Source organism: Terriglobia bacterium (assembly GCA_020072815.1).
In the GTDB taxonomy this organism is placed as follows: domain Bacteria; phylum Acidobacteriota; class Terriglobia; order Terriglobales; family Acidobacteriaceae; genus Angelobacter.
The window spans coordinates 202,624-226,454 of record JAIQGE010000006.1 but is presented as its reverse complement, the minus strand read 5'-3'; the positions used below and the strand labels follow the sequence as shown (position 1 = coordinate 226,454).

The 23,831-nt window shown below is 60.3% G+C and carries 21 protein-coding genes and 1 tRNA gene; 13 read left to right on the top strand and 9 right to left on the bottom strand.

From position 1 onward, the window contains the following. Window positions 1-34: 34 nt before the first annotated feature. Entirely contained in the window at window positions 35-325 is a 291-nt protein-coding gene (locus LAO20_09965) for a hypothetical protein (protein ID MBZ5531745.1), read from the bottom strand. A gap of 144 nt (window positions 326-469) precedes the next feature. On the opposite strand from LAO20_09965, the gene LAO20_09960 reads away from it, so the two are divergent. From LAO20_09960 to LAO20_09940, 5 genes are read left to right on the top strand one after another with little or no spacing between them, the layout of a single operon-like run. Beyond that, window positions 470-934, top strand: a complete 465-nt coding sequence (locus LAO20_09960; GenBank protein ID MBZ5531744.1) for a rubrerythrin — start codon at window positions 470-472, stop codon at window positions 932-934. Window positions 935-969: 35 nt separating this feature from the next. Continuing rightward, on the top strand, window positions 970-2,136 hold the full coding sequence (locus LAO20_09955) for an efflux RND transporter periplasmic adaptor subunit (GenBank protein ID MBZ5531743.1): 1,167 nt from the start codon (window positions 970-972) through the stop codon (window positions 2,134-2,136). After that, window positions 2,133-2,819 (top strand): ABC transporter ATP-binding protein, encoded by a 687-nt coding sequence (locus LAO20_09950; GenBank protein MBZ5531742.1) that lies wholly within the window; start codon window positions 2,133-2,135, stop codon window positions 2,817-2,819. The genes LAO20_09955 and LAO20_09950 overlap by 4 nt, the downstream gene beginning before the upstream one ends. Then, complete coding sequence (locus LAO20_09945; protein MBZ5531741.1) at window positions 2,816-4,024, top strand: ABC transporter permease; 1,209 nt, start codon at window positions 2,816-2,818, stop codon at window positions 4,022-4,024. Before LAO20_09950 ends, LAO20_09945 begins: the two co-directional genes overlap by 4 nt. A 2-nt stretch (window positions 4,025-4,026) precedes the next feature. After that, window positions 4,027-5,226, top strand: a complete 1,200-nt coding sequence (locus tag LAO20_09940) for an ABC transporter permease (GenBank protein MBZ5531740.1) — start codon at window positions 4,027-4,029, stop codon at window positions 5,224-5,226. Between the two features lie 68 nt (window positions 5,227-5,294). Here LAO20_09940 and LAO20_09935 read toward each other — a convergent pair whose 3' ends face one another. The 4 genes from LAO20_09935 to LAO20_09920 all read right to left on the bottom strand — a co-directional run bounded on the left by LAO20_09935 (window position 5,295) and on the right by LAO20_09920 (window position 10,385). Then, window positions 5,295-5,540: a DUF2892 domain-containing protein gene (locus tag LAO20_09935; GenBank protein ID MBZ5531739.1), complete on the bottom strand. Its 246-nt coding sequence runs from the start codon at window positions 5,538-5,540 to the stop codon at window positions 5,295-5,297. A 23-nt stretch (window positions 5,541-5,563) separates the two neighbouring features. Next, entirely contained in the window at window positions 5,564-8,821 is a 3,258-nt protein-coding gene (locus LAO20_09930; protein MBZ5531738.1) for an efflux RND transporter permease subunit, read from the bottom strand. Beyond that, window positions 8,821-9,945 carry an efflux RND transporter periplasmic adaptor subunit gene (locus tag LAO20_09925; GenBank protein MBZ5531737.1) on the bottom strand — a complete coding sequence of 375 codons (1,125 nt, stop codon included), beginning with the start codon at window positions 9,943-9,945 and terminating at the stop codon, window positions 8,821-8,823. The genes LAO20_09930 and LAO20_09925 overlap by 1 nt, the downstream gene beginning before the upstream one ends. A 71-nt stretch (window positions 9,946-10,016) precedes the next feature. Next, the gene (locus LAO20_09920; protein ID MBZ5531736.1) at window positions 10,017-10,385 is read right to left on the bottom strand and encodes a metalloregulator ArsR/SmtB family transcription factor; all 369 of its coding nucleotides are present in this window, start codon (window positions 10,383-10,385) and stop codon (window positions 10,017-10,019) included. Window positions 10,386-10,647: 262 nt separating this feature from the next. Here LAO20_09920 and LAO20_09915 point away from each other — a divergent pair, with 262 nt between their 5' ends. Then, window positions 10,648-11,481, top strand: a complete 834-nt coding sequence (locus LAO20_09915; GenBank protein MBZ5531735.1) for a class I SAM-dependent methyltransferase — start codon at window positions 10,648-10,650, stop codon at window positions 11,479-11,481. Between the two features lie 59 nt (window positions 11,482-11,540). On the opposite strand, the gene LAO20_09910 is transcribed toward LAO20_09915, so the two are convergent. After that, window positions 11,541-13,187 carry a hypothetical protein gene (locus LAO20_09910; protein ID MBZ5531734.1) on the bottom strand — a complete coding sequence of 549 codons (1,647 nt, stop codon included), beginning with the start codon at window positions 13,185-13,187 and terminating at the stop codon, window positions 11,541-11,543. Window positions 13,188-13,358: 171 nt separating this feature from the next. On the opposite strand from LAO20_09910, the gene LAO20_09905 reads away from it, so the two are divergent. The 3 genes from LAO20_09905 to LAO20_09895 all read left to right on the top strand — a co-directional run bounded on the left by LAO20_09905 (window position 13,359) and on the right by LAO20_09895 (window position 18,896). Beyond that, entirely contained in the window at window positions 13,359-15,620 is a 2,262-nt protein-coding gene (locus LAO20_09905) for a patatin-like phospholipase family protein (GenBank protein ID MBZ5531733.1), read from the top strand. A 16-nt stretch (window positions 15,621-15,636) separates the two neighbouring features. Continuing rightward, on the top strand, window positions 15,637-17,337 hold the full coding sequence (locus LAO20_09900) for a D-aminoacylase (protein MBZ5531732.1): 1,701 nt from the start codon (window positions 15,637-15,639) through the stop codon (window positions 17,335-17,337). A 107-nt stretch (window positions 17,338-17,444) separates the two neighbouring features. Then, on the top strand, window positions 17,445-18,896 hold the full coding sequence (locus LAO20_09895; protein ID MBZ5531731.1) for a cardiolipin synthase B: 1,452 nt from the start codon (window positions 17,445-17,447) through the stop codon (window positions 18,894-18,896). A 135-nt stretch (window positions 18,897-19,031) separates the two neighbouring features. Here LAO20_09895 and LAO20_09890 read toward each other — a convergent pair whose 3' ends face one another. Together LAO20_09890 and LAO20_09885 are read right to left on the bottom strand one after the other, a co-directional pair. Next, window positions 19,032-19,283 (bottom strand): GIY-YIG nuclease family protein, encoded by a 252-nt coding sequence (locus LAO20_09890; GenBank protein MBZ5531730.1) that lies wholly within the window; start codon window positions 19,281-19,283, stop codon window positions 19,032-19,034. A gap of 13 nt (window positions 19,284-19,296) precedes the next feature. Then, a tRNA-Val gene (locus tag LAO20_09885) sits at window positions 19,297-19,373 on the bottom strand. 173 nt (window positions 19,374-19,546) lie between these two features. Here LAO20_09885 and LAO20_09880 point away from each other — a divergent pair. Further along, window positions 19,547-19,978 (top strand): SRPBCC domain-containing protein, encoded by a 432-nt coding sequence (locus LAO20_09880; GenBank protein ID MBZ5531729.1) that lies wholly within the window; start codon window positions 19,547-19,549, stop codon window positions 19,976-19,978. Window positions 19,979-20,101: 123 nt separating this feature from the next. Here LAO20_09880 and LAO20_09875 read toward each other — a convergent pair whose 3' ends face one another. Continuing rightward, on the bottom strand, window positions 20,102-21,436 hold the full coding sequence (locus LAO20_09875; protein MBZ5531728.1) for a hypothetical protein: 1,335 nt from the start codon (window positions 21,434-21,436) through the stop codon (window positions 20,102-20,104). A gap of 198 nt (window positions 21,437-21,634) precedes the next feature. Here LAO20_09875 and LAO20_09870 point away from each other — a divergent pair, with 198 nt between their 5' ends. The 3 genes from LAO20_09870 to LAO20_09860 are packed head-to-tail and all read left to right on the top strand — an operon-like array spanning window position 21,635 to window position 23,820. Next, entirely contained in the window at window positions 21,635-21,940 is a 306-nt protein-coding gene (locus LAO20_09870; GenBank protein ID MBZ5531727.1) for a hypothetical protein, read from the top strand. Continuing rightward, window positions 21,937-22,518 carry a CDP-diacylglycerol--glycerol-3-phosphate 3-phosphatidyltransferase gene (gene pgsA / locus LAO20_09865; protein ID MBZ5531726.1) on the top strand — a complete coding sequence of 194 codons (582 nt, stop codon included), beginning with the start codon at window positions 21,937-21,939 and terminating at the stop codon, window positions 22,516-22,518. The genes LAO20_09870 and pgsA overlap by 4 nt, the downstream gene beginning before the upstream one ends. A gap of 27 nt (window positions 22,519-22,545) precedes the next feature. Further along, the gene (locus tag LAO20_09860; GenBank protein ID MBZ5531725.1) at window positions 22,546-23,820 is read left to right on the top strand and encodes a hypothetical protein; all 1,275 of its coding nucleotides are present in this window, start codon (window positions 22,546-22,548) and stop codon (window positions 23,818-23,820) included. Window positions 23,821-23,831 lie beyond the last annotated feature (11 nt).

The window sequence follows — 23,831 nt, the reverse complement described above, 5'->3', positions numbered from 1 at the left end:
GAGCCTGCTTGGCCAGACCAAGCCTTCAGAGCTCTTAGTCTTTGGACTTTCTGCCTAACAGTATGCCGGCCAGCAGGCCCAGGGCGAATGCTCCGGCTGCCACCGAGGCAACCGACGTCAGCGGGCGGGCCTTAATCTGGTGGCGAACTTCGTCCACGCCTTCCTCGGCGGCAACTTTTGCGCGGCGCACGCTGCGCTCGATGTCATGATAGGTATCGTCCCAGCGTTCTTTGACTTTCTCCGTGAGGTCACGGGCTTTTTCCGCGATCTCCGCCACGTTGGCTTTCACCTGTTCACCTGCACGCGTCAGGTTTTCGGCTTTCATATGCTTTCCTCCTGCATTGTCTCAAGACTAACTCTGGACCACCGGCCGGACGGGGAATGTGACCTTCATCACATGCGCCGGTGAGCCACAGCACAGCTACCGCTGCCACCTATCCGGCAAACTGGAAGGTGGAGAATAACTATTATGACAGACAAGACCTTTGCCGATCGCACGATCTCTCCCCGTAGCCAGAAAAATTTATTGGATGCCATGAAAGGCGAGGCTTTTGCCTACGCTAAATACAAACTTTTCGCCAAACAGGCCCGCGAACGCGGCCACCTTGAAGTGGCCCAGCTGTTTGACAAAACCGCAGATCAGGAATTCTTTGAGCACTTTAACGAAGAAGCAGAATTGCTGGGTCTGGTGGGTACAGACGAACAGGACCTGAATCACGCCATTGCCGGCGAGTCCTTTGAAGTGGACACCATGTACAAGGACTATGCGCAACAGGCCAAGGAAGATGGCGACGAGGCGGTTGCCCATCGCTTTGACGAAATCCGGCATGATGAAGCCGCACACCTGCTGGCGTTTGAAGAAGCACTGATCAAACTCCAGACCCGTGAGCGCTTCAAGAATGCCGGCCTCGAGTCGAAGGCGCATGACTTTTAGTCCGCCGGCTGCCCGTTTGCAAGTTGAGTTGGCCCATGCACGCAATCAAGCTCTCACGGATCATCGGCCTGCTGGTCGTACTGGCTGCAGTCAGTGCTGGAATCTTCTACTGGATGCGGCCGCGGCCAGTGGCCGTGGTCCTGCGTGCCGTGGACCAGGGCCGAGTCGCCCGCACGCTCGCCAACACGCGCGCGGGAAGTATCAAAGCTTGCCGCCGCTCCAAGCTGGCCTTACCCTCCGGCGGTCAGATCGCGCACATTTACGTGAGCAAAGGCGATCACGTCCGCCAGGGCCAGCCTCTGCTGGAGCTCTGGAACGCTGATCTTAAAGCCAACATACGCGTTCTGGAAGAGGAGATCAACACAGCCCGCGCCCGCCAGCATGAAGCCTGCACCCGTGCTGATCTTTCGGCCCGCGACGCTCGTCGCGCGGAAAGGCTCTTCCAGGACAAGTTGATCGCAGAAGAACTATGGGACAAAGTAGCGTCTGAAGCCCGCGCGCTTGAGGCCACCTGCGCCGCCAGTCGCGTGGAGATTGATCACAGCCAGGCTCGCTTGAATCTGGCGCGCACGCAGCTGGTCCAGACCATCCTGACCGCGCCCTTCGCCGGACGAGTAGGCGATATTACCGGTGAACTGGGCGAATTCACTACGCCTTCGCCGCCCGGCATCCCCACGCCGCCGGCCGTGGACTTGATTGACGACAGTTGCTACTACGTGAGCGCCCCGGTGGATGAGATTGACGCTGGTTCCCTGCGCGTGGGCATGCCCGCGAACGTGTCCATTGACGCATTCCCCGGCACGCGCTTCCCCGGCCATGTGCGGCGCATTGCCGACTACGTCTTGGAAGTTGAGAAGCAGGCCCGCACGGTTGAGATTGAAGTGCAATTCACCACGCCGCCCGACAAGGGCCTGGTGGTGGGATACAGCGCGGATATTGAGATTACTCCGGAAGCTCGGGACAGCGCTGTCCGCGTCCCGACGCAAGCCATCCTGCAGAACAAGAGCGTTTTGGTATACAACCCGCAAACGCGCAAGCTGGAGTCGCGGACTATCCAGACCGGAATCAGCAACTGGGAATTCACTGAAGTTACCGCCGGCCTCGCACCCGGAGAACAAGTTGTCATGTCACTGGACCGTGCCGGCGTGAAAGCGGGGGCCAGCGTGACCGTGGAGAGCGCCGGCGCGGGACCGGCGCGATGATCGAGCTCAAACAGATCAACCGCGTTTTTCAGCTAGGCTCGCAAAGCGTGCATGCGCTGAAAGACGTTGACCTGAAGATCAATCCCGGCGATTACCTTTCCATCATGGGCCCGTCCGGTTCCGGAAAATCCACTTTGTTGAATGTCATCGGGCTGCTGGATCGCCCTACGTCCGGCCAATATTGGTTTGAAGGCCAGGACGTAACCAAGCTCGACGACGCGCAGCAGTCCGTCATCCGCCAGCAGAAAGTCGGGTTCATCTTTCAGTTCTTCCATTTGATCCCGCGTCTGACGGCCGCCGACAATATCACCTTGCCCATGATGCTGGCCGGGATTCCGGCGGCCCAGAGGCAGAAGTCCGCGGAGAAACTGGTGGCCGAATTTGGCCTGGCGGAGCGCGCGCAACATCGTCCAGAGGAACTCTCCGGCGGGGAGCGTCAGCGCGTGGCCATTGCCCGCGCCACCATCATGCATCCGGCAATCTTGCTGGCCGACGAGCCCACCGGCAACCTGGACCGCGCCACGGGACGCGATGTAATCAATTTGCTGGAGACGCTTCACCACAGCGGTGTTGCCCTGGTGATTGTGACGCACGACCCGGAACTCGGCGGACGCGCACATCGCCAGCTCAAGATGCTCGATGGAGAGATCGTCGCCGAGGTGGCGTCTGCCGTGCACGCATGAAAAGCAGTGATTTATTCCGTTTCGCCTGGCGTGCCTTCAGCGCCAGCCGGCTACGTGCCGCGCTGATGCTGCTGGCCATGTCCATTGGTATTGCCGCGGTAATTATTGTGACCTCTCTGGGAGAGGGCGCCCGCCGCTACGTCACCGATGAATTTGCATCGCTGGGCACGAACCTCGTGTTGGTCTTTCCCGGGCGCTCCGAAACAGCCGGAGCTGGCCCTGGGCTGCTGATCAGCCGGACGGCGCGTGACCTTACCGTGGATGACTCTTCGTCGTTGGCGCATCTCCGCTGGGTCACACGCGTGGCGCCGGTCGCGGTAGGCGCAGCGGAGGCCAAGAAGGGCCAGCTCGTCCGCGAAGTTCCCGTGGTCGGCTCCACGGCAGCCTGGGCTGAAATCCGGCATATGCCCATGGCAGAAGGGACTTTTCTTCCCGTCGAAGACCCCAACGCCGCCACGCCGGTTTGCGTCCTGGGCGATGTTGTGCGCCGGGAATTCTTCGGCAGCGCTCCGGCCGTGGGCGAGTGGCTCCGTCTGGGCGACCGCAAGTTTCGCGTGATTGGCGTGGTGGCCGCCCGCGGCCAGGGACTGGGGATGAACACGGATGAAATTGTCATTGTGCCGGTCGGAGCGGCACAGCAGCTCTTCAACAGCACCTCGCTCTTCCGCGTGATGGTGGAGGTCTCCAGCCGCGACGTGATCAACCAGGTGCGCAATGACGCTGAAGAGCTCCTGGCCAAACGCCATCAAGGTGAACGTGACGTCACCGTGCTCACCCAGGATGCGGTGCTGGCCACCTTTGACAACATTCTGGTGGCGCTCACGCTGGCCATCACCGCGATTGCTTCCATCAGCCTGGTGGTGGCCGGTGTCCTGATCACCAATTTGATGCTGATTTCCGTTTCTCAGCGACGCGCCGAAATTGGCCTGCTCAAGGCGCTGGGCGCTTCCCAGCGGCAGATCCGCAGGATCTTTCTGTCTGAGGGAGTGGTGCTTTCCGCCACCAGCGGTCTCCTTGGCATCCTGGTGGGTGAGGGCGGCGTGGCCCTTCTGCGCGTCGTGTATCCCTCATTCCCGGCCTTTGTTCCAAACTGGACGCTTGCCGCGGCGCTGCTCGCCGCCGTGGCTACTGGAACGATTTTCAGCCTATTGCCCTCGCGGCGCGCGGCCATGCTTGACCCGATTCAGGCGCTGGCCCGGAGATGAACATGCTGTACCGTGACCTACTGCGTTTTTCGTTCGGCGTTGTCCGTGCTTATCGTATGCGGGCATTCTTGTCTGCCTTGGGCATCGCCATCGGAATCGCCGCGGTGGTACTGCTCACCTCCATTGGGGAGGGCATTCAACAGTTTGTGCTGGCGCAGTTCACCCAATTCGGCACTAACCTGATCAGCGTGAGTCCCGGGAAAGCGAAGACCGCTGGAATGTCCATGGGCGTCTTCAATTCCGTCCGTCCGCTGACCATTGCTGACGCGCTGGCCATCCGCCGGCTGCCCAACATCGAGACGGCGGACCCCATCGTTTCCGGCAATGCCGAGGTAGCGGCGGGCACGCGCCGCCGGCGCGTCACGGTCTATGGCGTCACCTCCCAGTTTCCCCGCACTCTGAGCATGCAAGTGATGATGGGTAGCTTTCTGCCTCCTGACAAGCCCGAAGCCGCGCGCCCCTTGACGGTGCTGGGCTCCAAAACCAGACAAGAGCTGTTTGGCGACCGCAATCCGCTGGGGCAGCACGTTGAAATCGGGGGATCCATGTACACCGTAATCGGAGTGATGGCGCCCAAAGGCCAGGTCTTCGGCATTGATTTCGACGACACCGTCTGCATTCCCGTGGCCAGCGCCATGCAACTCTTTAACCGTGAGGGGCTGCCGGAAATCCACGTGACCTACAACCCGGATGTGCCCGTGGATTCTGTTGTCAATTCCATTCATAGGCTCCTCATGGACCGCCATGACCGCGAAGATTTCACCATCACCCCGCAAAAAGAGGCCTTGAAAACCTTGGACTCCGTGCTCGGCATGTTCACCTTCGCCGTGGCCGCGCTGGGCGGCGTGTCCATTGTGGTGGGCGCGATTGGCATCCTGACCATCATGATCATCGCCGTCGGCGAGCGCACATCTGAAGTGGGACTGCTGAAGGCCCTGGGCGCGACTTACGGCCAGGTGATGGTGTTGTTCGTCAGCGAAGCTGCACTCATTGCTTTTCTCGGAGGTCTCGGCGGAATTCTTTTAGCGCTGGGCGTGGCCCGCGGCCTGGTCCTGCTGGGAGTGGCCTTGCCGGTAAAGACCTCGTGGTTTTACGTCGTACTGGCGGAATGTGTTGCCGTGCTGGTAGGACTTCTCGCCGGAGTCCTGCCTGCGCGGGCGGCGGCAAAGCTGGAACCCGTGCAGGCACTGCGCGCGGAATAGTGCGGAGCCGCCGCGAGTGACGGCCGCCGCTGATTCGTCGTCCTCAGACGTCTAGTGCTGCTCAGTTGCTATCGGCTGGCAATTGACTTGGGCGCCGCGCCCGCATCTTTGGCGATCGGGCCTCCTGGATCGGGCAACCCCATCTTGCGAAAAATCGCCATGGCCGGGCACCAGTCCGTCAATCCTGACTGCAGCAGGTTCAGCCCCACAAAAGCCGTGAACAAGAACCACCAGGGTGAAACCCAATAGCCAAGCGCCAGGGAAAGCAGCACAAAAATGCCTGCCGTTAATCTCAATGCGCGTTCAACTGTCATAAACAACTCCTTCTTCTGAAAACTTACGCTGCGGGAACGGCCTGCGCCGCGTCCTGCGGTGTGTGAACGTTTGGCGGCGTGGCTTTTTCGTGCCTCCGCTCGCTGAGGTAGTAAAGAACTGGTACGGCCATGCGCGAGAGGAAGGTGGACGCCACCTCGCCCGCCATCAGGGAAATAGCCAGCCCCTGAAAGATCGGATCAAAGAGAATCACGCTGGCGCCCACCACCACCGCGGCGGCGGTCAGCAGCATGGGACGGAAACGCACCGCGCCGGCGTCTACCACCGCTTGCGCCAGGGGCACGCCGTGCGAACGGCGCAGTTCGATGAAGTCCACCAGGATGATGGAATTGCGCACGATAATCCCCGCCCCGGCGATGAAGCCGATCATGGACGTCGCGGTGAAGAACGCTCCCATCAGCGCATGCGCCGGCAAAATCCCGACCAGCGTGAGCGGGATGGGCGCCATGATCACCAGCGGCGTGACAAACGACTTGAACCAGCCCACCACCAGCACGTAGATCAACACCAGCACCACCGCAAAAGCCAGACCGAGGTCCCGGAAGACCTCAATCGTGATGTGCCATTCGCCGTCCCACTTCATGGTGTAGCGGTCCGTGGATTCCGGCTGCACCGCGTTGTAGCGGCGGACGCCGTAGCCCTCTGGCAGGCGCAGCTTGTCAATCGCCTCATTCATCTTCATGATGGCGTACACCGGGCTCTCTTCTTCGCCGGCCACGTCACCCGTCACGTAAACCACGGGCTGCATGTTCTTGCGATAGACACTGGTGTCAATCACCGTCTGCTTCGTATTGGTGAGTTCTCGCAATGACACCTGGCCGCCGGCCACGGTGGGAACTTTGATGCTGCCCAGCTCGTCCATGCCGGAGCGGTCAGCGCGCCCCAGGCGGACCTGGATGGGAACGTCTTCGCGGCTCTGCGGAGAGTGCAGCAGCCCGGCTTCCGCGCCGTGCAGGCTCAACTGGACGGTCCGCGCGACGTCCCCTGCTGAAACACCATGGAGCGCTGCTTTTTCCTGGTCCACGTCCATGTCAAAGCGGGTCTGCGGGTCTTCCACGTACCAGTCTGTGTCCACCACGCCGGGCGTGTGCTGGAAGATATCTTTGATCTTCGCGGCTAGTTCGGTCTGGCCTTTGTAGTCAGGGCCATAGACTTCAGCCACCAGCGTCTGCAGCACCGGCGGGCCCGGCGGGACCTCCGCGACCTTGACGCGGGCGCCAAACGGCTGGCCAATCTTCTGCAGTCCCGGCCGCAAGCGGCGCGCGATTTCATGGCTCTGCGCACTGCGCTCGCTGCGCGGCAGCAGGTTCACCTGGATGTCAGCCTGGTTGGGCTGCGAGCGCAAAAAGTAATGGCGTACCAGGCCGTTGAAGTTGTACGGACCGGACGTCCCGGAATAGATCTGGTAGTTCAGTACTTCCGGCTGTTGGGCGAGGTAACGCGCCAGTTCCTGTGACACGCGTGTAGTCTGCTCCAGCGTGGTGCCGTCCGGCATATCCACAATCACTTGAAATTCGCTCTTGTTGTCAAAGGGCAGCATCTTTACGCGGACCATCTTGAGTGGCACCAGCGTGCACGCGGCCAGCAGAAGCACCACCACGCCGGCCAGGAAGATTAACCGGCGCTTGCTGTTGTTGATTAACGGATTCATCAGCCGGCGGTAGAGGCGCGTCATGGCTCCCTCGGTGCCGTGTTCGTGGCCGGCGTCAGGCTTGGCGTAATGGCTAAGCAGGCGCAGCGCGGCCCAGGGTGAGACCACGAACGCCACGGCCAGCGAAAACAGCATCGCGGCGGACGCGCCCACGGGAATGGGCCGCATGTAGGGGCCCATCAGCCCGCGCACAAAGGCCATGGGCAGGATTGCGGCGATCACCGCAAACGTGGCGAGAATCGTCGGGTTGCCTACTTCATCCACGGCTTCCACCGCCACCTGGGGCAGCGGACGTCCGCGATTTTCCGGCAGGCGGAAATGGCGGACAATGTTTTCCACCACCACGATGGCATCGTCCACCAGAATGCCGATGCTGAAGATCAGAGCAAACAGCGTTACGCGGTTCAGTGTGTAGCCATATAAAAAGAAGATAGCCAGGGTCAGCGCCAGCGTGACGGGCACGGCCAGCAGGACCACGCCGGATTCGCGCCAGCCCAGCGCCAGGGCGATCAACAGCGTTACCGAGAGCGTTGCCAGGAACAGGTGCTTCAGCAATTCGTCCGACTTGGCTTTTGCGGTTTCACCGTAATTGCGCGTGACGGCCACGTTGAGGTCCGCGGGAATCGTATTGCCACGGAGCTCTTGCATCCGCTGCAGCACGCGTTCAGCAATGAAGGTGGCGTTGGTGCCTTTGCGCTTGGCAACGGTGATGGTTACGGCGGGAAATTCTGCGCCGGCGGATGCGTCATGGCTTGCTCCCGCGCCGCTACCGTACAACACGTAGTTGGTGGGCTCCGTAGGGCCATCTTCGATTCGTTCTGCCACGTCGCGCAGGTACACAGGCCGCCCGTTATGGACGCCGGCCACCACGTCGCGCAAGTCTTCGGCCCGGGTAATGAATGCTCCGGCTTCCACCTGGAACTCGCGGTTGTCACGAGAGAAGCTGCCGGCCTGCTCGCGCGTATTCGCAGCTTGAATTCGTTGCACGACTTGTCCCGGCGTCAGTCCGTACCCGGCGAGCCTCTGCGTGTCCAGGGTTACGCGGACCACGCGCGGCTGCCCGCCGATGATGCTGGTTTCAGAAACATCGTCAATCTGCTTGATAGTGTGTTCCAGTTCGCCGGCCACCAGACGCAAACGATAAGGATCGTATTTGGCGCCCGAGAGCGTCAGGCCCATGATCGGTACGTCGTCAATGGAGCGGACTTTGATGAGCGGCTGCGAAACTCCGGGAGGAATCTTGTCAAAGTTCCCGGCAAGCTTGTTGTACGTCTTTACGATGGCATCTTCTTCTTTGGTGCCCACATAGAAACGCACAATCACAATGCTCATGCCGGGATGGGAGATGGAGTAGAGATATTCCACGCCCGGGACTTCGCGCAGCAACTTTTCCATGGGAATGCTCACGCGCTGCTCCACTTCCTGCGGCGTGGCGCCCGGCATCTGCACCATCACGTCCAGCATGGGAACAATGATCTGCGGCTCTTCTTCGCGCGGCGTCTGCCAAATCGCCATGGCGCCCAGAAGCAGCGCGCCGGTGACCGCGAGCGGCGTGAGCTTGGATTGGATGAAGGTGCGGGCGATCGTCCCCGCCAGACGCAGCTTTCCCATCACCGCACCTCAACCCGCTTGCCCGCGAGTTCACGGCCGGCAGGGTTGGCGATGAGCCTGTCTCCGTCACTCAAGCCGGAGAGGACTTCCGTCTGGTCTATGGTTGTGTTTCCCAGAGTAACGTACCGCAACGTGGCGATATTGTTTTCACCCAGGACGTAAGCCGTTTGCAACTGGCCGCGGTCGATTACTGCCGAGCGCGGCACGGAGATTGCCTGTTTCTGTCCGCGGACAAACGCTGCCCGGGCAAACAGTCCGGAACGCAGCCTCGAGTTCTCCGGGAGATCAATCTTGAGGAGAAAGCTGCGGCTGGCCTGGTCTGCCGCCGGGATGATCTGCACCACCTTGCCCTGCAGCGGCTCGCCGGCCAGGGCGTCCACTGAAATTGGAACGGACTCTCCCAGACGAACAAATTTCAAGTCGCTCTCATCCACCGTGGCTTCCAGGCGGTAGCGTCCAACCTGCTCCAGCATGAGCAGCGGTAGTCCGGGAGTGGCCAGCGCGCCCGGATCAACGTGGCGCTCCGTCACCACGCCGTCAAACGGGGCAACCACCCGGGTGTAGCTCTGCAGAATGCGGTTCTGGTCAAGGGCCGCGGCAGCCTGGGAGCGATTGGACTGCGCAAGATCATGGCGAGCGCGCGTGGTTTGCATGCGCGCCTTTGCGTTGTCGTATTCCTGGGCGCTGATGGTGCCCTTGTCAAAGAGATATTGCAGGCGGTCAAAGCTGGTCTTGGCCAGCGTTTGCTCGGATTCCGCCGCGGCGATTTCATTTTCCGCCGCTTGCAGCGCCGCCTGGCCGCGCTCCGTGGACGCGCGTAGTTGCGAGTCATCCATGGTGACCAGGAGTTGGCCGCGCTTGACCGTATCACCTTCACGCACAAGAACTCCGGTGACGTTGGCCATGATCTGCGCCGCGACGGGAGCTGTGCGCCACGACCGGATGGTGCCGGTAGCCTGGAACTGATCGGGGACCGCCTGTTGTCGCACTTGCACCACGGTAAGACCGCGGACCGTTTCCGGGACGCTGGCAGCGACTTCATGCGTCCTGTTGCAGGCTGCCAGGCCGGCTACCGCTACCAGCAGCACTCCCAGCGATGGAAGGAATCCGGCGTTATATTTCATCACGCTACCTCAATTCGTCTGCGTGGTCCCTCTCACGCCACATCTGCGGATACCGGTTCGCAGCGCCTCGATTACCGCGAATTCTTCGCGCGTCTTCGTTCCGTAACGGACGGCGCCGCGTCCAGTTCCGCCAGTTGTGCGCGGGTGTGTTCCGTTGCGCTGCGGCAGACCAGATTGCAAAGCTTGAAAACCATGGGATCAGCGATTGCGTAAAAAATGTTGAGCCCCTCGCGCCGCCGGCTGACCAGCCCGCCCTGGCATAGCGCCTGGAGATGCTTGGACACATTGGGCTGGCTGCTTTCCAGGGATGCGACGATGTCATTCACCGGCTTGGGGCCTTGTTCCAGTAACTGCAGGATGCGCAGCCGCATCGGTTCGCCCAGCAGTCGAAAGCGCTGCGCCACCAGTTCGGTCATTCTCTCGCTCAGGTTCAAGGGCATCTCTGGATGGCCTTCCTTGATTGATCGTAAATCACTATATAACCATATAGATATATTGTCAAGGGCCTCTAACCTTCTCATATCTTCTGGTTGAACCGCCCTCTGCGCCCGTGATTCGCGTCACACGACGCGGCTGCGCTTGCCAGACGAAAACTGATAAAGGACCCAAGCTAACTCATTACCCATGGCTGGCATCGGATGCGAGCGCGGCATTTGTATAATTCCACCCCAGCAGCCGGTTGCGACTGGCTCGGAGAGGTTCATGAGCTCAGCCCACAACCCGGACTGGAACAGTTTTGCCCGCAACCAAGCCAGCCAGAAGTGGCGCAAACAATCCGCCGCCATGGGCAGGGGCATGACGGAGGCCATTATTGCCGCCGCGCAAATCGCGCCCGGAATGCAGGTGCTGGACATCGCCTGCGGGACCGGCGAACCCGCCATCTCCATTGCTGCACAGCTCGAAGGAAACGGCTCGGTGGTAGGCCTAGATATTTCTTCCGCTCCGCTCAAGATTGCGGAAGAGCGCGCTGCACAGTGCGGACTTGAGAACATCCGCTTCCTGCTGGGCGACGCCCGGCAGCTTCCCTTCGCCGACGCCCAATTTGACCGTATCACTTGCCGGCTTGGCGTAATGTTCTTTCCCGACCTGCCCAACTCGCTTCGTCAAATGCATCGCGTGCTGAAGCCCGGCGGCCGCGCGGTCCTGCTGGCCTGGGGCGTGATGGGACAACCTTATTTCTCTTCCACCATCGGCACCGTGCTCAAGGCCCTGTCCGGTGGAAGCATTCCTGAGGCGGCAAGAAAGATGTTCGCCTTCGGACAGCCAGGACTTCTCGCCCGCGGATTACGTGCGGCGGGCTTCGAAACGGTGGAAGAGAACTTCACCACCGTGCCGTGGACCTGGCCGGGCACTCCCGCAGAAGTCTGGGAGTATTTTCAGGAAGTCACTGTGCCGTTTGCTCCGCTGCTGCAATCCATTCCCGCCGAGCGCCGCGCGGAAGTAGACGCGGCGGTGGTGCGGGCCATCGCCGAATATCAAGATGGCGGCGAAATCAAGTTCACGGCCAAAATCAATATCACTTCAGCCGTGAAATAAGCAGCACTGCGGACAGACCAGCTCTGTCCAGCTTCACTGCGGATTTCGCCGGCGGAGCATCAAGTCAGGTCTTCAACTCTCAGTTTGGTCTCTGGGCTCTTCCAGTTCGCCTGGAACTGGTCGTCCACGAACTGCGCGTCGTACGTGCGTTTTTGCGCTTTGAGCGCGGCGCTCAGTCCGAACAACGAACGCGGGTTGCGGGGATTGCGCTCCAGGTCTTCGCGAAAGACTTTCTCCGCGCCGGCGGCGTCGCCGCCCATCAGCATCACCGCGCCGAGTTGTTCGCGCACGGGGAAGAACCAGTCAGGCGGCTCGTCATACTTGAGGGTGTCCTGCAGGGTCACGGCTTTGCCCAGCATGGAGAGCGCCGCCGCGGAATCGTGTTTGGTCAGCGCGATCTTCGCGCCGAGCACGTTGTCGGCGATGGTCAGCACGTCTTTCGCTTTGTTGTTCACCGGCATGGCGAAGACGGCGTCCGGTGGGGTCTGCTCCGCAGCCTGGTGGACGATCTTCAATTCTGCTTCAGCGTCGCTGACGTTGCCCTTTCCGGCAAACGCCATACCTCGGGCAAAGTGCCAGAACACGGTGGCGACTTGCATGGCCTTGTCCGGTTGCGGCATAGCCAGAATCTGGTCCCATTTGTGGAAGCGCACTTCCACCGCCATGGGGATGGTCATGAAGCCTTCCAGCGGCGGCATGTCCTTCACATGCGGACCCACATGCGCCACCAGCATCTCCGCGGCTTTGTGCGACTCAGCATAATTCCCGTTCATACTCGCGCACATGGCGATGAAGTGCAGATTGTGGCTGTAATACATCACGGGATAAATCCCCGGAATCCCGCCCGACTGCATGTACGCGCGGTCCGCGGCGGCAGCCGCCTGATTGGTTTTGATGCCCGCCTCAAAATCCCCGGTCCGGATATACACGTGCGCCGGCATGTGGACCAGATGTCCCGCGGCGGGAGCCAGGGCCGCTAAGCGGTTGGCGGAGGCCAGCGCGCGCTCCGGGTTGGGCGACGCCTCCACCGCATGAATGTAATAGTGGATGGCGCCCATGTGGTTGGGATCGCGCTTCAGCACAGATTCCAGCGTGGCGACGATTTCTTCGGTCCCCAGTTCCGGCGAGCCATCCACATGCCAGAGCCCCCAGGGATGCAGGTTCATGCTGGCTTCCGCCAGCAGCGTGGCGGCATCCAGGTCGTCGGGAAATTGCTTTACCACGTCACGCATGGCGTCACGGGATTCTTCCGCCGCCTGGCGCAGATCAGCCTTGGGATCGGCGGGAAAACGCTTGGCCAGTGCGGCGATGTAGGCCTTCTCGCTGGCGGAAGCGCCGGAGGAAAGGTCCAGGGCTTTCTGGATGGCTTCATGCGCGTGTTTGAACCGGTCAGGATCCGCGGGATCGTTGTAGTTGGGCCCTACGGCTTCCGCGATGCCCCAGTAAGCCATGGCCAGTTTGGGATCAAGATGTGCGGCGCGTTCGAACGAGCGCGCGGCTTCGTCGTGGTTGAAGGCGTAGATCAAGCGCAGACCCTGGTCAAAAAACATCTGGGCTTCAGGGTTGCTGGTGGTCACCGGATGATGCAGGTTTCCGTATCCCGTCATCAGCGTCGCCGGTTGGGGCTGGCTGGGTGATGGATGCTGTTGCGCGGCGGCCAGGCCGACCGCCAAAATGAGGATCACAAATGCGGCAAGGTTCTTCATGGTCATTGTCCGTCTCCAATGAGAAGAAATTGGTTCATGTGGTCCCGCGAACAAGGCATTGTACCTTTTTGTCGAACGAACGAGTTGGAGTCCTGCCCTTGGTCACGGTTCATTGCTTTGGATTTATACTCCCCTATCGTGGTTCTTGCGGGGACCATGTTTTGAGTCGTCATGTTCCGTCGCTTGCTCATTGCCGCTCTGTTCGCCCTGCCGGTGCTCGCGCAGACCAGTGATCTTCTTCCTCAGCAGCCGCTGCGGCCGCAAAGATTGAAGATCGGCCTGGTGCTGGAAGGCGGCGGCGCGTTCGGCCTAGCGCATATCGGCGTCATCGAATGGCTGGAGGACAACCACATTCCCGTGGACTACGTGGCGGGGACCAGCATGGGAGCTCTGGTCGGCGGGATGTACTCCATGGGATACAAGCCGGCGCAGATCCACCGTCTGGTGAAGCGCATCAAGTGGGACTCCGTGCTTTACGACCGCATTGACTATGGCGACCTGGCATTCCGCCGCAAAGAGGACCAGCGCACTTACCCTAACTCGCTGAACTTTGCGTTTCGCAAAGGTCTGCGCCTGCCGGAAGCGTTCAACGCCGGGCATCAGGTCGGCCTGTTGCTGGACAGCGTGACCCGGCCTTACTGGGACCTGCAGCATTTTGACGATTTGCCCATTCCTTTCCGCTGCGTGGCCGTGGACATGGTCACCAAAAAAGAAGACGTCTTCGACAAAGATTATGTCTTCAAGGACGGTTCCCTGCGCATGGCCTTGCGCGCCACCATGTCCATTCCGGGAATCTTCAGCCCGGTGCGAGACGACAAGAAAATGTACGTTGACGGTGGAGTGTTGGACAACCTGCCGGTGCGCGTCGCGCAGGACATGGGCGCGGACCTGATTATCGCCATCCATCTGAAATCTGCGCCAGTCGATCCCAACAAAGACATCTCCGCCGTGGAACTGGCCACCGAGGCCGCGCTGGTGGTTACCGGGGCCAATGAGAAGCGCAGCCTGGCGTTGCTCAAGGAAAGCGATGTTGTGATCAACGTGAACGTGGCGGACCTGAAAGCCAACGAGTACGACAAGTATGACGCCTTTATCGCCCGCGGGAAGCAAGCCGCCGAAGAAATCAAGGACAAGCTGTTGGCCCTGCGCCTGGACGACGAAGCCTGGAAGCAATACACGTCCAACCGCGCCGCGCGCATTCCGGCGGGAATGCAGGCGCCGGAATCGCCGCAGGCCATGACCATTTCCATAGACGACCACGCGTTGAGGGAGCAGGTCCGCTCCGGCCTTTCAAATTACTCGGGAAAACCGCTGGATGAGGCGCAGTCGGAACGTTTGAAGCGCGACCTGGACCGGATCGTGGGCACGGGAAAATTCGCGCGCGTAGGCTACCATTTGGCCCGGCAGGACGGCCAGACCGTCTTGACCATTAACGCCGCGTCTCGCGACTACGCGCGCGCGACGATCAAGCCGGTGATTGAGTTGAATGCCAGCGACTATCGCAGTCCTCTTTTTGTTCTGGGCGCGCGGGTCACCGCTTTCGATATCGGCGGCATCGGCTCGGAGTGGCGCAGCGACGTGCTCTTGGGATCGCAATACGGCCTGGCCACCGAGTACTATCGTCCGCTGTCGCCCTCCAGCCATTGGTTTGTGGCGCCGCAGATCACCGCGGAGTCGTCACCCTTCACCATTTATCGCCGGCAGGATGAACTCGCGCATTATCAGCTCCGCACCATCGCCGGCGCGCTGGATGTGGGCTACATCTTCAGCCGCAACGCTGAACTGCGCGTGGGCTACGAAGGCGGCGGCGCCAAACTGTCAGAGATCGTAGGTGCTCCGCTGCTGCCGTTTACCTCCGACCGCATCGGCACAACGTCTGTCAAGTTCGCTCTCGACCGCCTTGATTTTTCGCTGCGCATGCTGGAAGCGCCCGTGGTCCCGCGCAACGGCGTGGAGTGGGTGTCAACCGTGCAATGGCATGACGCCTGGCTCGGCGCCGACCGCCACTTCGCCACCGCGGAAAGCGATCTGGGGGTGTTCAAGTCGCTGGGGTCCGTCCAATCGGTCTACTTCAAGGCTTCCGGCGGATCAACTCTTGGCTTTACCAACAATGGGCTGCCCAGCTTCAGTCTGGGCGGCACCCAGCGGATGGCCGCGTACGGGACCAACGAGTTCCTCACCAACCAGTACGCTTACGGACGCGCGGGATATCTTCATCGCATTTACGCCATTCCGTCATTGCCCGGCGGCGGGTTTTATCTCACCGCGTATCTTGAAGCCGCCAAGCCTTACGGGATCGGCGGTGCTCCAATTCCCGCAGATGGTGTAGCCGGATTGATTCTGGATTACGCTTTCGGTCCGATCTTTTTCGGCGGAAGTTGGGGCGAGGCCGGCCACAAGAAATTCTTCTTTCACTTGGGAAAGCAGTTCTGACGTCCAGGAGCATTCCATGAAGCGTTCTCATATCCTGTTCGTGATCGCGGCCGGATTCGCTGCATCAGCGGCATTTTCTCAGCAATCCGCGGCACAGACGCCCGTCGCGCCGTTTGATGTGGTCATCACCAACGGCAAGATCTATGACGGCTCCGGCAATCCCTGGTATCTGGCCGACATCGGCATCCGCGGCGACCGCATCGCCGCCATCGGCAAGCTGAGCAACGCTCAGTCCAAGAAATTTATTGACGCCGCCGGTCTCGCGGTAGCGCCGGGGTTCATTGACATGCTGGGCCAGTCGGAAGGCTCGTTGCTGATTGACAACCGCGCCATCAGCAAGCTTTCGCAAGGCATCACCAGCGAGATTACCGGCGAGGGCGGCTCCATCGCTCCACAGAATGAGATCACTCTCAAGGCGCTGGCGCCGTCGCTGGAGCCGTATCACCTCAAAGTTGACTGGACGGACCTCGCCGGCTATTTCCGTCGATTAGAGAAACAAGGTACGCCCATCAACCTGGGAACTTACGTCGGTCTGGCGCAGGTGCGTGAAGCCGTATTGGGCGACGACAATCGCGCTCCTTCCCCGGCAGAGCTGGAAAAGATGAAGGCCCTGGTGGCTCAGGCCATGCAGCAAGGGGCCATGGGTGTTTCCACGGCGCTGATCTATCCTCCCGGCCACTACGCAAGAACCGAAGAACTGATTGAGCTGGCCAGAGTCGCCGCGCAATACGGCGGGATTTACGCCAGCCACATGCGCAGTGAAGGCAAGAGCGAAATCGCGGCCATTGACGAAGCTCTGCGCATCGGCCGCGAGGCCGGCATTCCCGTGGAAATCTTCCATCTGAAAGTGGCGGGGCAGCCGCGCTGGGGGAACATGCCACAAATGGTGGCAAAGATTCAGGCGGCGCGCGACGCCGGCCAGGACGTCCGTGCCGACATGTATCCGTACGTCGCCGGCGGGACCGCGCTCATCTCCGCCCTGCCTCCGTGGATCGCCGATGGTGGTCTGGACAAAGCTCTCTCCCGCCTGCGCGATCCTGCCGTCCGCGCGCGCATCAAGACCGAGTTGGCGGAAGAACACGCTGAATGGGAAAACCTCTATCTTATGAGCGGCGGCGCCAGCGGGGTGATGCTGTCGTCAGTGGTCAGCAAAGACTTGAAGCCGCTCGCTGGCAAGACTATCGCGCAGATCGCCCAGGAGCAGAAGAAAGACCCGCTGGACACGCTCTTCGACCTGGTGCTGGCCGACCAAGGTCAGGCCAGCGCGCTCTACTTCATCGCCAGCGAAGAGGATTTGCAATTCGGCCTCAAGCAGCCCTTCACCAGCATCGGCCTGGACGCCGGTGAGATGCCGCTCGATGGGCCGCTCTTTGAGCCGCACGCCCATCCGCGCACCTTCGGCAGCATGCCGCGCTTTCTCGGACACTACGTCCGCGACCTCAAGCTGCTGCCGCTGGAGCAGGCCATCCGCAAGATCACTTCCATGCCCGCGCAGCGCGAGCACCTGACCGCGCGCGGCTTGCTGCAGGAAGGCTTCTTCGCGGACATCACCATCTTTGATCCCGCCACCATCCTGGACAACGCTACTTACGCCCAGCCCGCGCAGCTTTCCGTGGGAGTGAAATACGTTTTCGTCAACGGCCAGTTGACGTTTGCTGATGGCCGCCTGACAGGCGTCAACGCCGGACGCGCGTTGCGCGGGCCAGGAGCGCGATGATTCGAGCGCGTTAGTCTTCGACCACCGTCACCACCGGTGTCCGCTGCCCGAGCTTGGGGATCCGCGCGTCGGCCAGGTGCAGCCGCCGAGGAGCATAATGACAGGGAATGAGACCTTCCAAGAACCCCCGCCGGAGTGAACGCCAGCTTCGGCCCGAGCTGCGCTCCATCGCAGACCGCGCTTTTTCGCGAGCCGCCGGCGCGCCCTTGATCGAGGGCAATTGCGTGCGCTTGCTGAAAGACGCGCGTGAGAACTATCCCGCATGGCTCGAAGCAATCGGCACGGCCAAACAGCACATTCACTTCGAGAGCTACATCATCCACGAAGACGAAACAGGACGCATGTTCGCCGAAGCATTGATCGCAAAGACGCGGGAAGGCGTGCGAGTAAGACTTATCTACGATTGGATGGGCGGGCTGGGCAAGACTTCGCGCAAGTTCTGGGACTATTTGCGTGCCGGTGGCGTTGAGGTGCGTTGCTATAACCCGCCGCGTTTTGATTCTCCATTTGGGTGGCTCTCGCGGGACCACCGCAAGATGCTTGCCGTGGATGGCGAAGTTGGCTTTATCACCGGTCTGTGTGTTGGCCGGATGTGGGTCGGCGACCCGGCCAAGAACATTCAGCCGTGGCGCGATACGGGTGTGTCGGTGCGCGGGCCCGCGGTCGCTGACGTTGAGCGCGCATTCGCGCAGGTTTGGGCGACGATGGGCGAGCCCATCGCTGAAGATGAACTCGCCAGCAACGGCACGCTCGCAGCAGCAGGAAATGCAAACGTCCGCATTGTTGCGACTGAGCCTGCCACGGCCGGCTTGTTCCGCCTGGACCAAATGGTGGCTGCACTGGCGAGGAAGAAAATGTGGCTCACCGATGCCTATTACGCGGGCACAACCCCCTACGTACAGGCATTGAGGGCCGCAGCACAAGACGGCGTTGATGTCCGCCTGCTGGTGCCGAATGCCACGGACCTTCCTCTCATCAGACCGCTTTCGCGAGCGGGTTATCGGCCACTCCTGGAGGCGGGCGTGCGCCTGTTCGAGTGGAACGGCACCATGGTGCACGCGAAAACAGCAGTGACTGACGGGCGGTGGGCGCGCGTCGGTTCCACCAACCTGAATATCTCGAGCTGGCTGGGTAACTGCGAATTGGACGCAGTCATCGAAGACGAACCCTTCGCCGGCCAGATGGAAGAGATGTACCTTCAGGACCTCACCAACGCAACAGAAATAGTCCTGGATATCAAGCGAAAGGTCCGTGCCCCGGGCGAGCCGCGCCACGCCGTTGCCGCTACAGCCAGGGGCGGAGGAAGCATTGGGCGTGCCGCGGCCGGGGCCATCCGCATCGGCAATGCCGTCGGCGCAGCCTTCACCAGCCGGCGCGTGCTAGAGCCGGTGGAAGCACAAATCCTCCTGGTAACTGGCACGTTGCTCCTCGCCTTCTCTCTTCTTTTTGCCTTTTTTCCCCGTGTGCCGGCGTACGCGCTTGTGGTTGCGTTCGGCTGGGTCTCCCTCGCGCTGCTTTACCGAGGTTACAAGCTCTATCGCAAAGGGAAGGCAGACTGATGACATCGAAGTGGAATGACGGGAGCCTTTCATCGGGCAGGTCACGATGGTGCGAAAGCGCCGCTCTTGGCGGGAAAAGATGTGGCAGGCATGTGGGGGCTCGAACCCCAGACCTTCCCGGCGAGCCGGGACGCTCTAAACCAACTTCTTGTCGATGAGTTCTTGAATCGATCGGTGTGACTTCCACGATTTCAGCTGGCGTTCACGGCGGCGAGCTTCAGCCAACGTTGAGTATTGTTCCTGGTAGACCAACTTCCACGGTCCACGCCCCCTCGTGTATGGGCTATGCCCGCGTGCATGTTCATCAAGCCGTTCCTGCAGCTTGAGCGCCGAACCGATATAAAACCTGCCGCTCGTGGTGCTCCGAAGAACGTACGTGAACGCCATGAAATGAGATAAATGGTAGGCACGTGGGGACTCGAACCCCAGACCTCTACCGTGTCAAGGTAGCGCTCTAACCAACTGAGCTACGCGCCTACATCCAGCAGATTTGACCATTTTACCGCAGAGGGCGTTGAGGCCGTAGAGAAAAACGCGGACGAGCGAAATACGGATAGCGTCTGAGCTTGTTCGCCGGCCTACACCGCATTGCTCCGGCCTCAGCAATTCAAGTATGCTTGGCTTTCCCCCGGCTAACGGAGGTCCCGCCAATGGCCGACATTTTTCACGACTTCCCCATCAAGGCTTCTCCCGACAAAATCTTTGACGCTGTGACCACGCCGCGCGGCCTGGATGCCTGGTGGACCAAGCGCTCTGCCGGCGAGGCTCGCGACGGTGCGGAATTCGAACTGTGGTTCGGCCCGCAGTATGACTGGCGGGCCAAGGTCACCAAGTGCGCTCCCAACTCCGTTTTTGAGCTGCAGATGACACGCGCTGACGCTGACTGGACGGGCACGCGCATCGGCTTTCATCTGCAGCCGCGTGATGGCAGCACCTTTGTCCAGTTCCACCACACAGGCTGGCCGCAACCCAACCAACACTGGCGGATTTCAAACTACTGCTGGGCGATGTACTTGCGCATCCTGCGGCGATATCTCGAACACGGCGAACTGGCGCCGTACGAAAAGCGCCTTGATGTTTAAACAAAAGCCGTTTAAACACAAGCCGCTTGAATGAAAGCCGCGTGGACGAAAGCCGTGTGAACAAAAGCCGTGTGAACAAAAACCGATTGAACGAAGCCGTGTGACTGAAGGCTGAGTTGGGGGTCAGCGATTCACCGGAGATTCGCTGATCCAATGGAAGCCCCGCTCGTAAAGCAGGAAGCCCTTCAACTCGACCTTGCGCAGTCTGGCCTGAATTTTCTTGCCGTCCATCTCGCCGCTGAGCGTGATCAGGTCGGCTGCGGGCTGGTCAAAAGCAAACCTGGATTTCCAACTTGGATCGTTTGTCTTGGTGAATTCCAGGCTTTGCTTGGATTTATCCAGCTTGATCTTATAGCGCTCGACGGGGCCGCCCGCCAAAACGATGCCCACCAGGTTGTAGCGTTCAAAGGTGAATCGCCGCCAGCGCGTCTCGTCGGTAAAGACGGGCGGACGCACCTGCCCGTCCACGATGAACTCATCCACGTTGTAGAAGCCGTAAAGCGCAGGCTTGGGTGCGCCGTCGCCAACCTGTTTGTATTGCTGGTAGCTTTGGTTCAACCAGAAGCCGCCCAGGTAGAGGAGCAAACCGGCTTGCGCGACAGATACGCTTACATTCAGCCACTTCCTCCGGAACAGCGCGGGATGCGGTACCGCGGCCGCCGGCCGGTTCAAGACGAAGACATTCAGCATGCGGCGTCCCTCCGGGGCCATCAGGTACACGGCCATCAGCAGCAGGTTGAAAGAATATAGTTTGACCGGCACGTCATAACTCATGTTCAGGATGAAAACGTTGGTCATGGCTCCGATCGCGAGAAGAGCACCCAGCGTCGCCAGCCGGGGCACGAACAGCAGCGCGCCGCCTACAAACTCCACCAATCCGGTAAACACGTTGTAGGTCTTGGAGTAACCCATGAAGGTCCAGAGCAGGCCCATGGGAGAGCTGGCGCCATACGGCTCCAGAAGACGCCAGAGCCACAAGTCCGGGAACTGGGCCTTGATCACTTTGAACGCGCCATAACTCATTAGAGTAGAGCCCAGGACAATCCGGACATATAGCCACAGCCACTCCTGCATGGAACGATAGCTGGGACGCTTGCGGTCCAGAAAGGTCCAGATGGCGGCCGCCGCGATGGCGATCATGAGCTGCACCAGGTTCTGTACCCAGGCGAACAGCGAGTCGCCGCTGCCGTTGGGGGAATAGACGATCGGCCGACTCAGGTGCAGAATGTGCGCGCCGGTCCAAACTGTCATCTTGACGAACAACGTTTCATACCAGCCGAACAGAATGTCAGTCCCTGGAATCATGTTCAGAGGAAACGGGAAGCTGTAGAGAATCTGATAGGCAAACACCAGACGGAAGGCCACGCGGGTGGCGATGCTCCAACGGGGCGTGTCGGTGTCTGGACCCTGCGGTTCACTTGGGGCTTCGTGTGCTTGGCCGTCATCTGCCTGTTGCATCGTCGTCAGCCTCTGTATGGAGTTGTTGTTGTGCAAAAAACGTACTTTATTTCGTTCGGATCGCGGCGTCGCCAACCGATGGTCATGCCGCGTTCTGGCAAGCGGCAGTCATTGTACTAGAGCCCTCATGCCTCCTCTACCCTTGCATTTTTGCGGCAAATCCGCTGAAATCAATGGATTGGGGCGTGCGGCCAACTCATGGACACCGGACAACTTGTTCTGGTTACGTTACATAATCCGCGGGAAAAGTTCTGGGGCGTTCTGCTGGCGCTTACTCCGGCCGGGGCCAGCGTGCGCGGCGTAGACTTGCAGTCCCTGGACGACTTCATGCAACTGGTCAAGTCGGGCGAAGCCGCCACCGCCAGCATCGTGTTCTTCCCCATGCATCGCGTACAGAAGATTGAAATTGACGCGCGGACAGGCGAACTGCCTTCTCTGGCCGAGCAGTTTGCTGCCCATACCGGCTGGGACATCCACAAGTTTTTACAGGAGCCCTCTCATTGATCCGCCAGCTTGGCTCGGCTCCTAACCTGCTTACGCTGCTGCGGCTGATCTTCATTCCGTTCATCGTGATCGCCGTCCAGCAACACGCTTATACCTGGGCGCTGGTCATCTTTGTTGTGGCCGGGATTACGGACGGGCTTGACGGCCTGCTGGCACGGCTCTTGCAGCAGAAAACCACGCTGGGCCAATACTTGGACCCCATCGCCGACAAGCTGCTGCTCAGCACCATGTTCTTGGTGCTCGCCGTCTTTCATTTGATCCGCTGGCCGGTCACTGTGCTGGTGTTCAGCCGTGACATCCTTATTGTGATTGTCTGCACTCTGCTTTACGCCACGGGGACCATGCGCACTTTCCGCCCCAGTTGGCTGGGGAAAGCCAATACCCTGGCGCAGATTGTCACCGTACCATTCGCCCTGATGAGCGAAGTTTCCGCGGCGCGCTGGATCCACGCCGGCAAACACTTTGGCGTGTATGCCACGGTGGGATTGACCATCTTGTCGGGCGTGCACTACGTGGTGCGGGTAGCCATGGAGCTGCGGCATCACGCATCGTCGAAGGCGCCGGAGGATGGAGGGTAAGAGAGGGTTAATCGAGCTCCCAAGATCATGAATTCCTTCATCAAAGTCGTGGCATGGAGCGCTGCGCTGTTCGCTATGGCATCGCCTGCCTTTGGACGGGTAAAAGATATCCATCCAGAAAAGCTGCCACAGGTTCCGGCGGTCCAGCAGGCTTACCAGGACGTGGACAAGGTGGAGGACATGGTGCGCCAGTGGAGCGACAAATGGCGCTACGATACGCCGAAGAAGAAGGTTGCGTCGCAGTTGAAGAAGGACCTGAGTGAATTGCAGAAAGCCGCTGCAGCCGCGCCAGACAATGCAGAGCTGCTCCTGCTGACCGGTCTGGTTGCGCACTACGCCTACAATCTCGACGTTGAAAATGCCCACGACATTGTCGTGAAGATGCTCAATCAGGCGCTGGCGCTGGCTCCCAACGATCCGAGTGGCCCGTGGTTTCTCGCGATCCATGAGTGCCAAACGTTTCTCATGTTGGATGGGATGAAGAAGTTCCTGGCCGTGGAGCAGGCGCACGAATGGAGAGAGTTGCCCGCCAACTTCTGGGACGATTATCTCGAGTGCTCTGTGCAAGCGAACATGCCTGCGCACGGATTGCGCGCCGCAGATCATATTCTCGCGTTCAAAGGTGGGCCTTCGTCCTTGCGCGACATCTATATTCGGATACTGCGAGAGAGAATCACGCAGCCTGACCCGTCCACCGATTACACTGCGAAGCAGGTCTGGAACGCACGGCAGTCTGACGCCAAGGTCACCTTTACGGACACAATGCATGGGTTCGCTTTTGTGGCCCCGGAGAACTGGAAGACATCCATTCCTGACATCAAGAATGGACTTGCTGTTGTCCAGTTCGAAACTGGGCCCTACGCTGGGAATGGCGACCAGGTAATTCCTAACATTTTGATACTTGCGCGCCCCCCGAAGACCGGAGAAGGCCTGGAAGACTTTCTCAAATCGTTTCTGGCTAATCAGTCACACGAGCCGGTCCAGGCCATCGCATGTCCTGTGCAAGAATGTCTGGCTCTTGAAGCGCTGAAGCCGAAGGCCTACGGGAAGGCCGGGGACGGCCACGGGTTCTTTGTCGCATTCAAACGGGACGCTCCTGAATATCCGGGCCTTATCTTCGAGCAACCTTCAGAGCCACCCAAGGGAGAGCCGGGCAAGGTCCAGTATTACCATCCTAATGAAACTATGCATCGCCTCAGCGGGCCGATCTATTATCTGGTGCTGCTGGACACGGCGGCATCCGTGCGCGACAAAGCCAGTACGGATTTCGAATCATTTCTCAAGAGCATGCAGTTGGAGTAAGCGGCCACGCG

Coding starts and splice junctions, on each gene's coding strand:
- LAO20_09860 (MBZ5531725.1), top strand. CDS start 22,546: ATGAATTCCTTCATCAAAGTCGTGGCATGGAGCGCTGCGCTGTTCGCT.
- LAO20_09875 (MBZ5531728.1), bottom strand. CDS start 21,436: ATGCAACAGGCAGATGACGGCCAAGCACACGAAGCCCCAAGTGAACCG.
- LAO20_09960 (MBZ5531744.1), top strand. CDS start 470: ATGACAGACAAGACCTTTGCCGATCGCACGATCTCTCCCCGTAGCCAG.
- LAO20_09870 (MBZ5531727.1), top strand. CDS start 21,635: ATGGACACCGGACAACTTGTTCTGGTTACGTTACATAATCCGCGGGAA.
- LAO20_09890 (MBZ5531730.1), bottom strand. CDS start 19,283: ATGGCGTTCACGTACGTTCTTCGGAGCACCACGAGCGGCAGGTTTTAT.
- LAO20_09920 (MBZ5531736.1), bottom strand. CDS start 10,385: ATGCCCTTGAACCTGAGCGAGAGAATGACCGAACTGGTGGCGCAGCGC.
- LAO20_09880 (MBZ5531729.1), top strand. CDS start 19,547: ATGGCCGACATTTTTCACGACTTCCCCATCAAGGCTTCTCCCGACAAA.
- LAO20_09955 (MBZ5531743.1), top strand. CDS start 970: ATGCACGCAATCAAGCTCTCACGGATCATCGGCCTGCTGGTCGTACTG.
- LAO20_09950 (MBZ5531742.1), top strand. CDS start 2,133: ATGATCGAGCTCAAACAGATCAACCGCGTTTTTCAGCTAGGCTCGCAA.
- LAO20_09930 (MBZ5531738.1), bottom strand. CDS start 8,821: ATGGGAAAGCTGCGTCTGGCGGGGACGATCGCCCGCACCTTCATCCAA.
- LAO20_09940 (MBZ5531740.1), top strand. CDS start 4,027: ATGCTGTACCGTGACCTACTGCGTTTTTCGTTCGGCGTTGTCCGTGCT.
- LAO20_09945 (MBZ5531741.1), top strand. CDS start 2,816: ATGAAAAGCAGTGATTTATTCCGTTTCGCCTGGCGTGCCTTCAGCGCC.
- LAO20_09915 (MBZ5531735.1), top strand. CDS start 10,648: ATGAGCTCAGCCCACAACCCGGACTGGAACAGTTTTGCCCGCAACCAA.
- LAO20_09900 (MBZ5531732.1), top strand. CDS start 15,637: ATGAAGCGTTCTCATATCCTGTTCGTGATCGCGGCCGGATTCGCTGCA.
- LAO20_09905 (MBZ5531733.1), top strand. CDS start 13,359: ATGTTCCGTCGCTTGCTCATTGCCGCTCTGTTCGCCCTGCCGGTGCTC.
- LAO20_09925 (MBZ5531737.1), bottom strand. CDS start 9,945: ATGAAATATAACGCCGGATTCCTTCCATCGCTGGGAGTGCTGCTGGTA.
- LAO20_09935 (MBZ5531739.1), bottom strand. CDS start 5,540: ATGACAGTTGAACGCGCATTGAGATTAACGGCAGGCATTTTTGTGCTG.
- LAO20_09895 (MBZ5531731.1), top strand. CDS start 17,445: ATGAGACCTTCCAAGAACCCCCGCCGGAGTGAACGCCAGCTTCGGCCC.
- LAO20_09965 (MBZ5531745.1), bottom strand. CDS start 325: ATGAAAGCCGAAAACCTGACGCGTGCAGGTGAACAGGTGAAAGCCAAC.
- LAO20_09910 (MBZ5531734.1), bottom strand. CDS start 13,187: ATGAAGAACCTTGCCGCATTTGTGATCCTCATTTTGGCGGTCGGCCTG.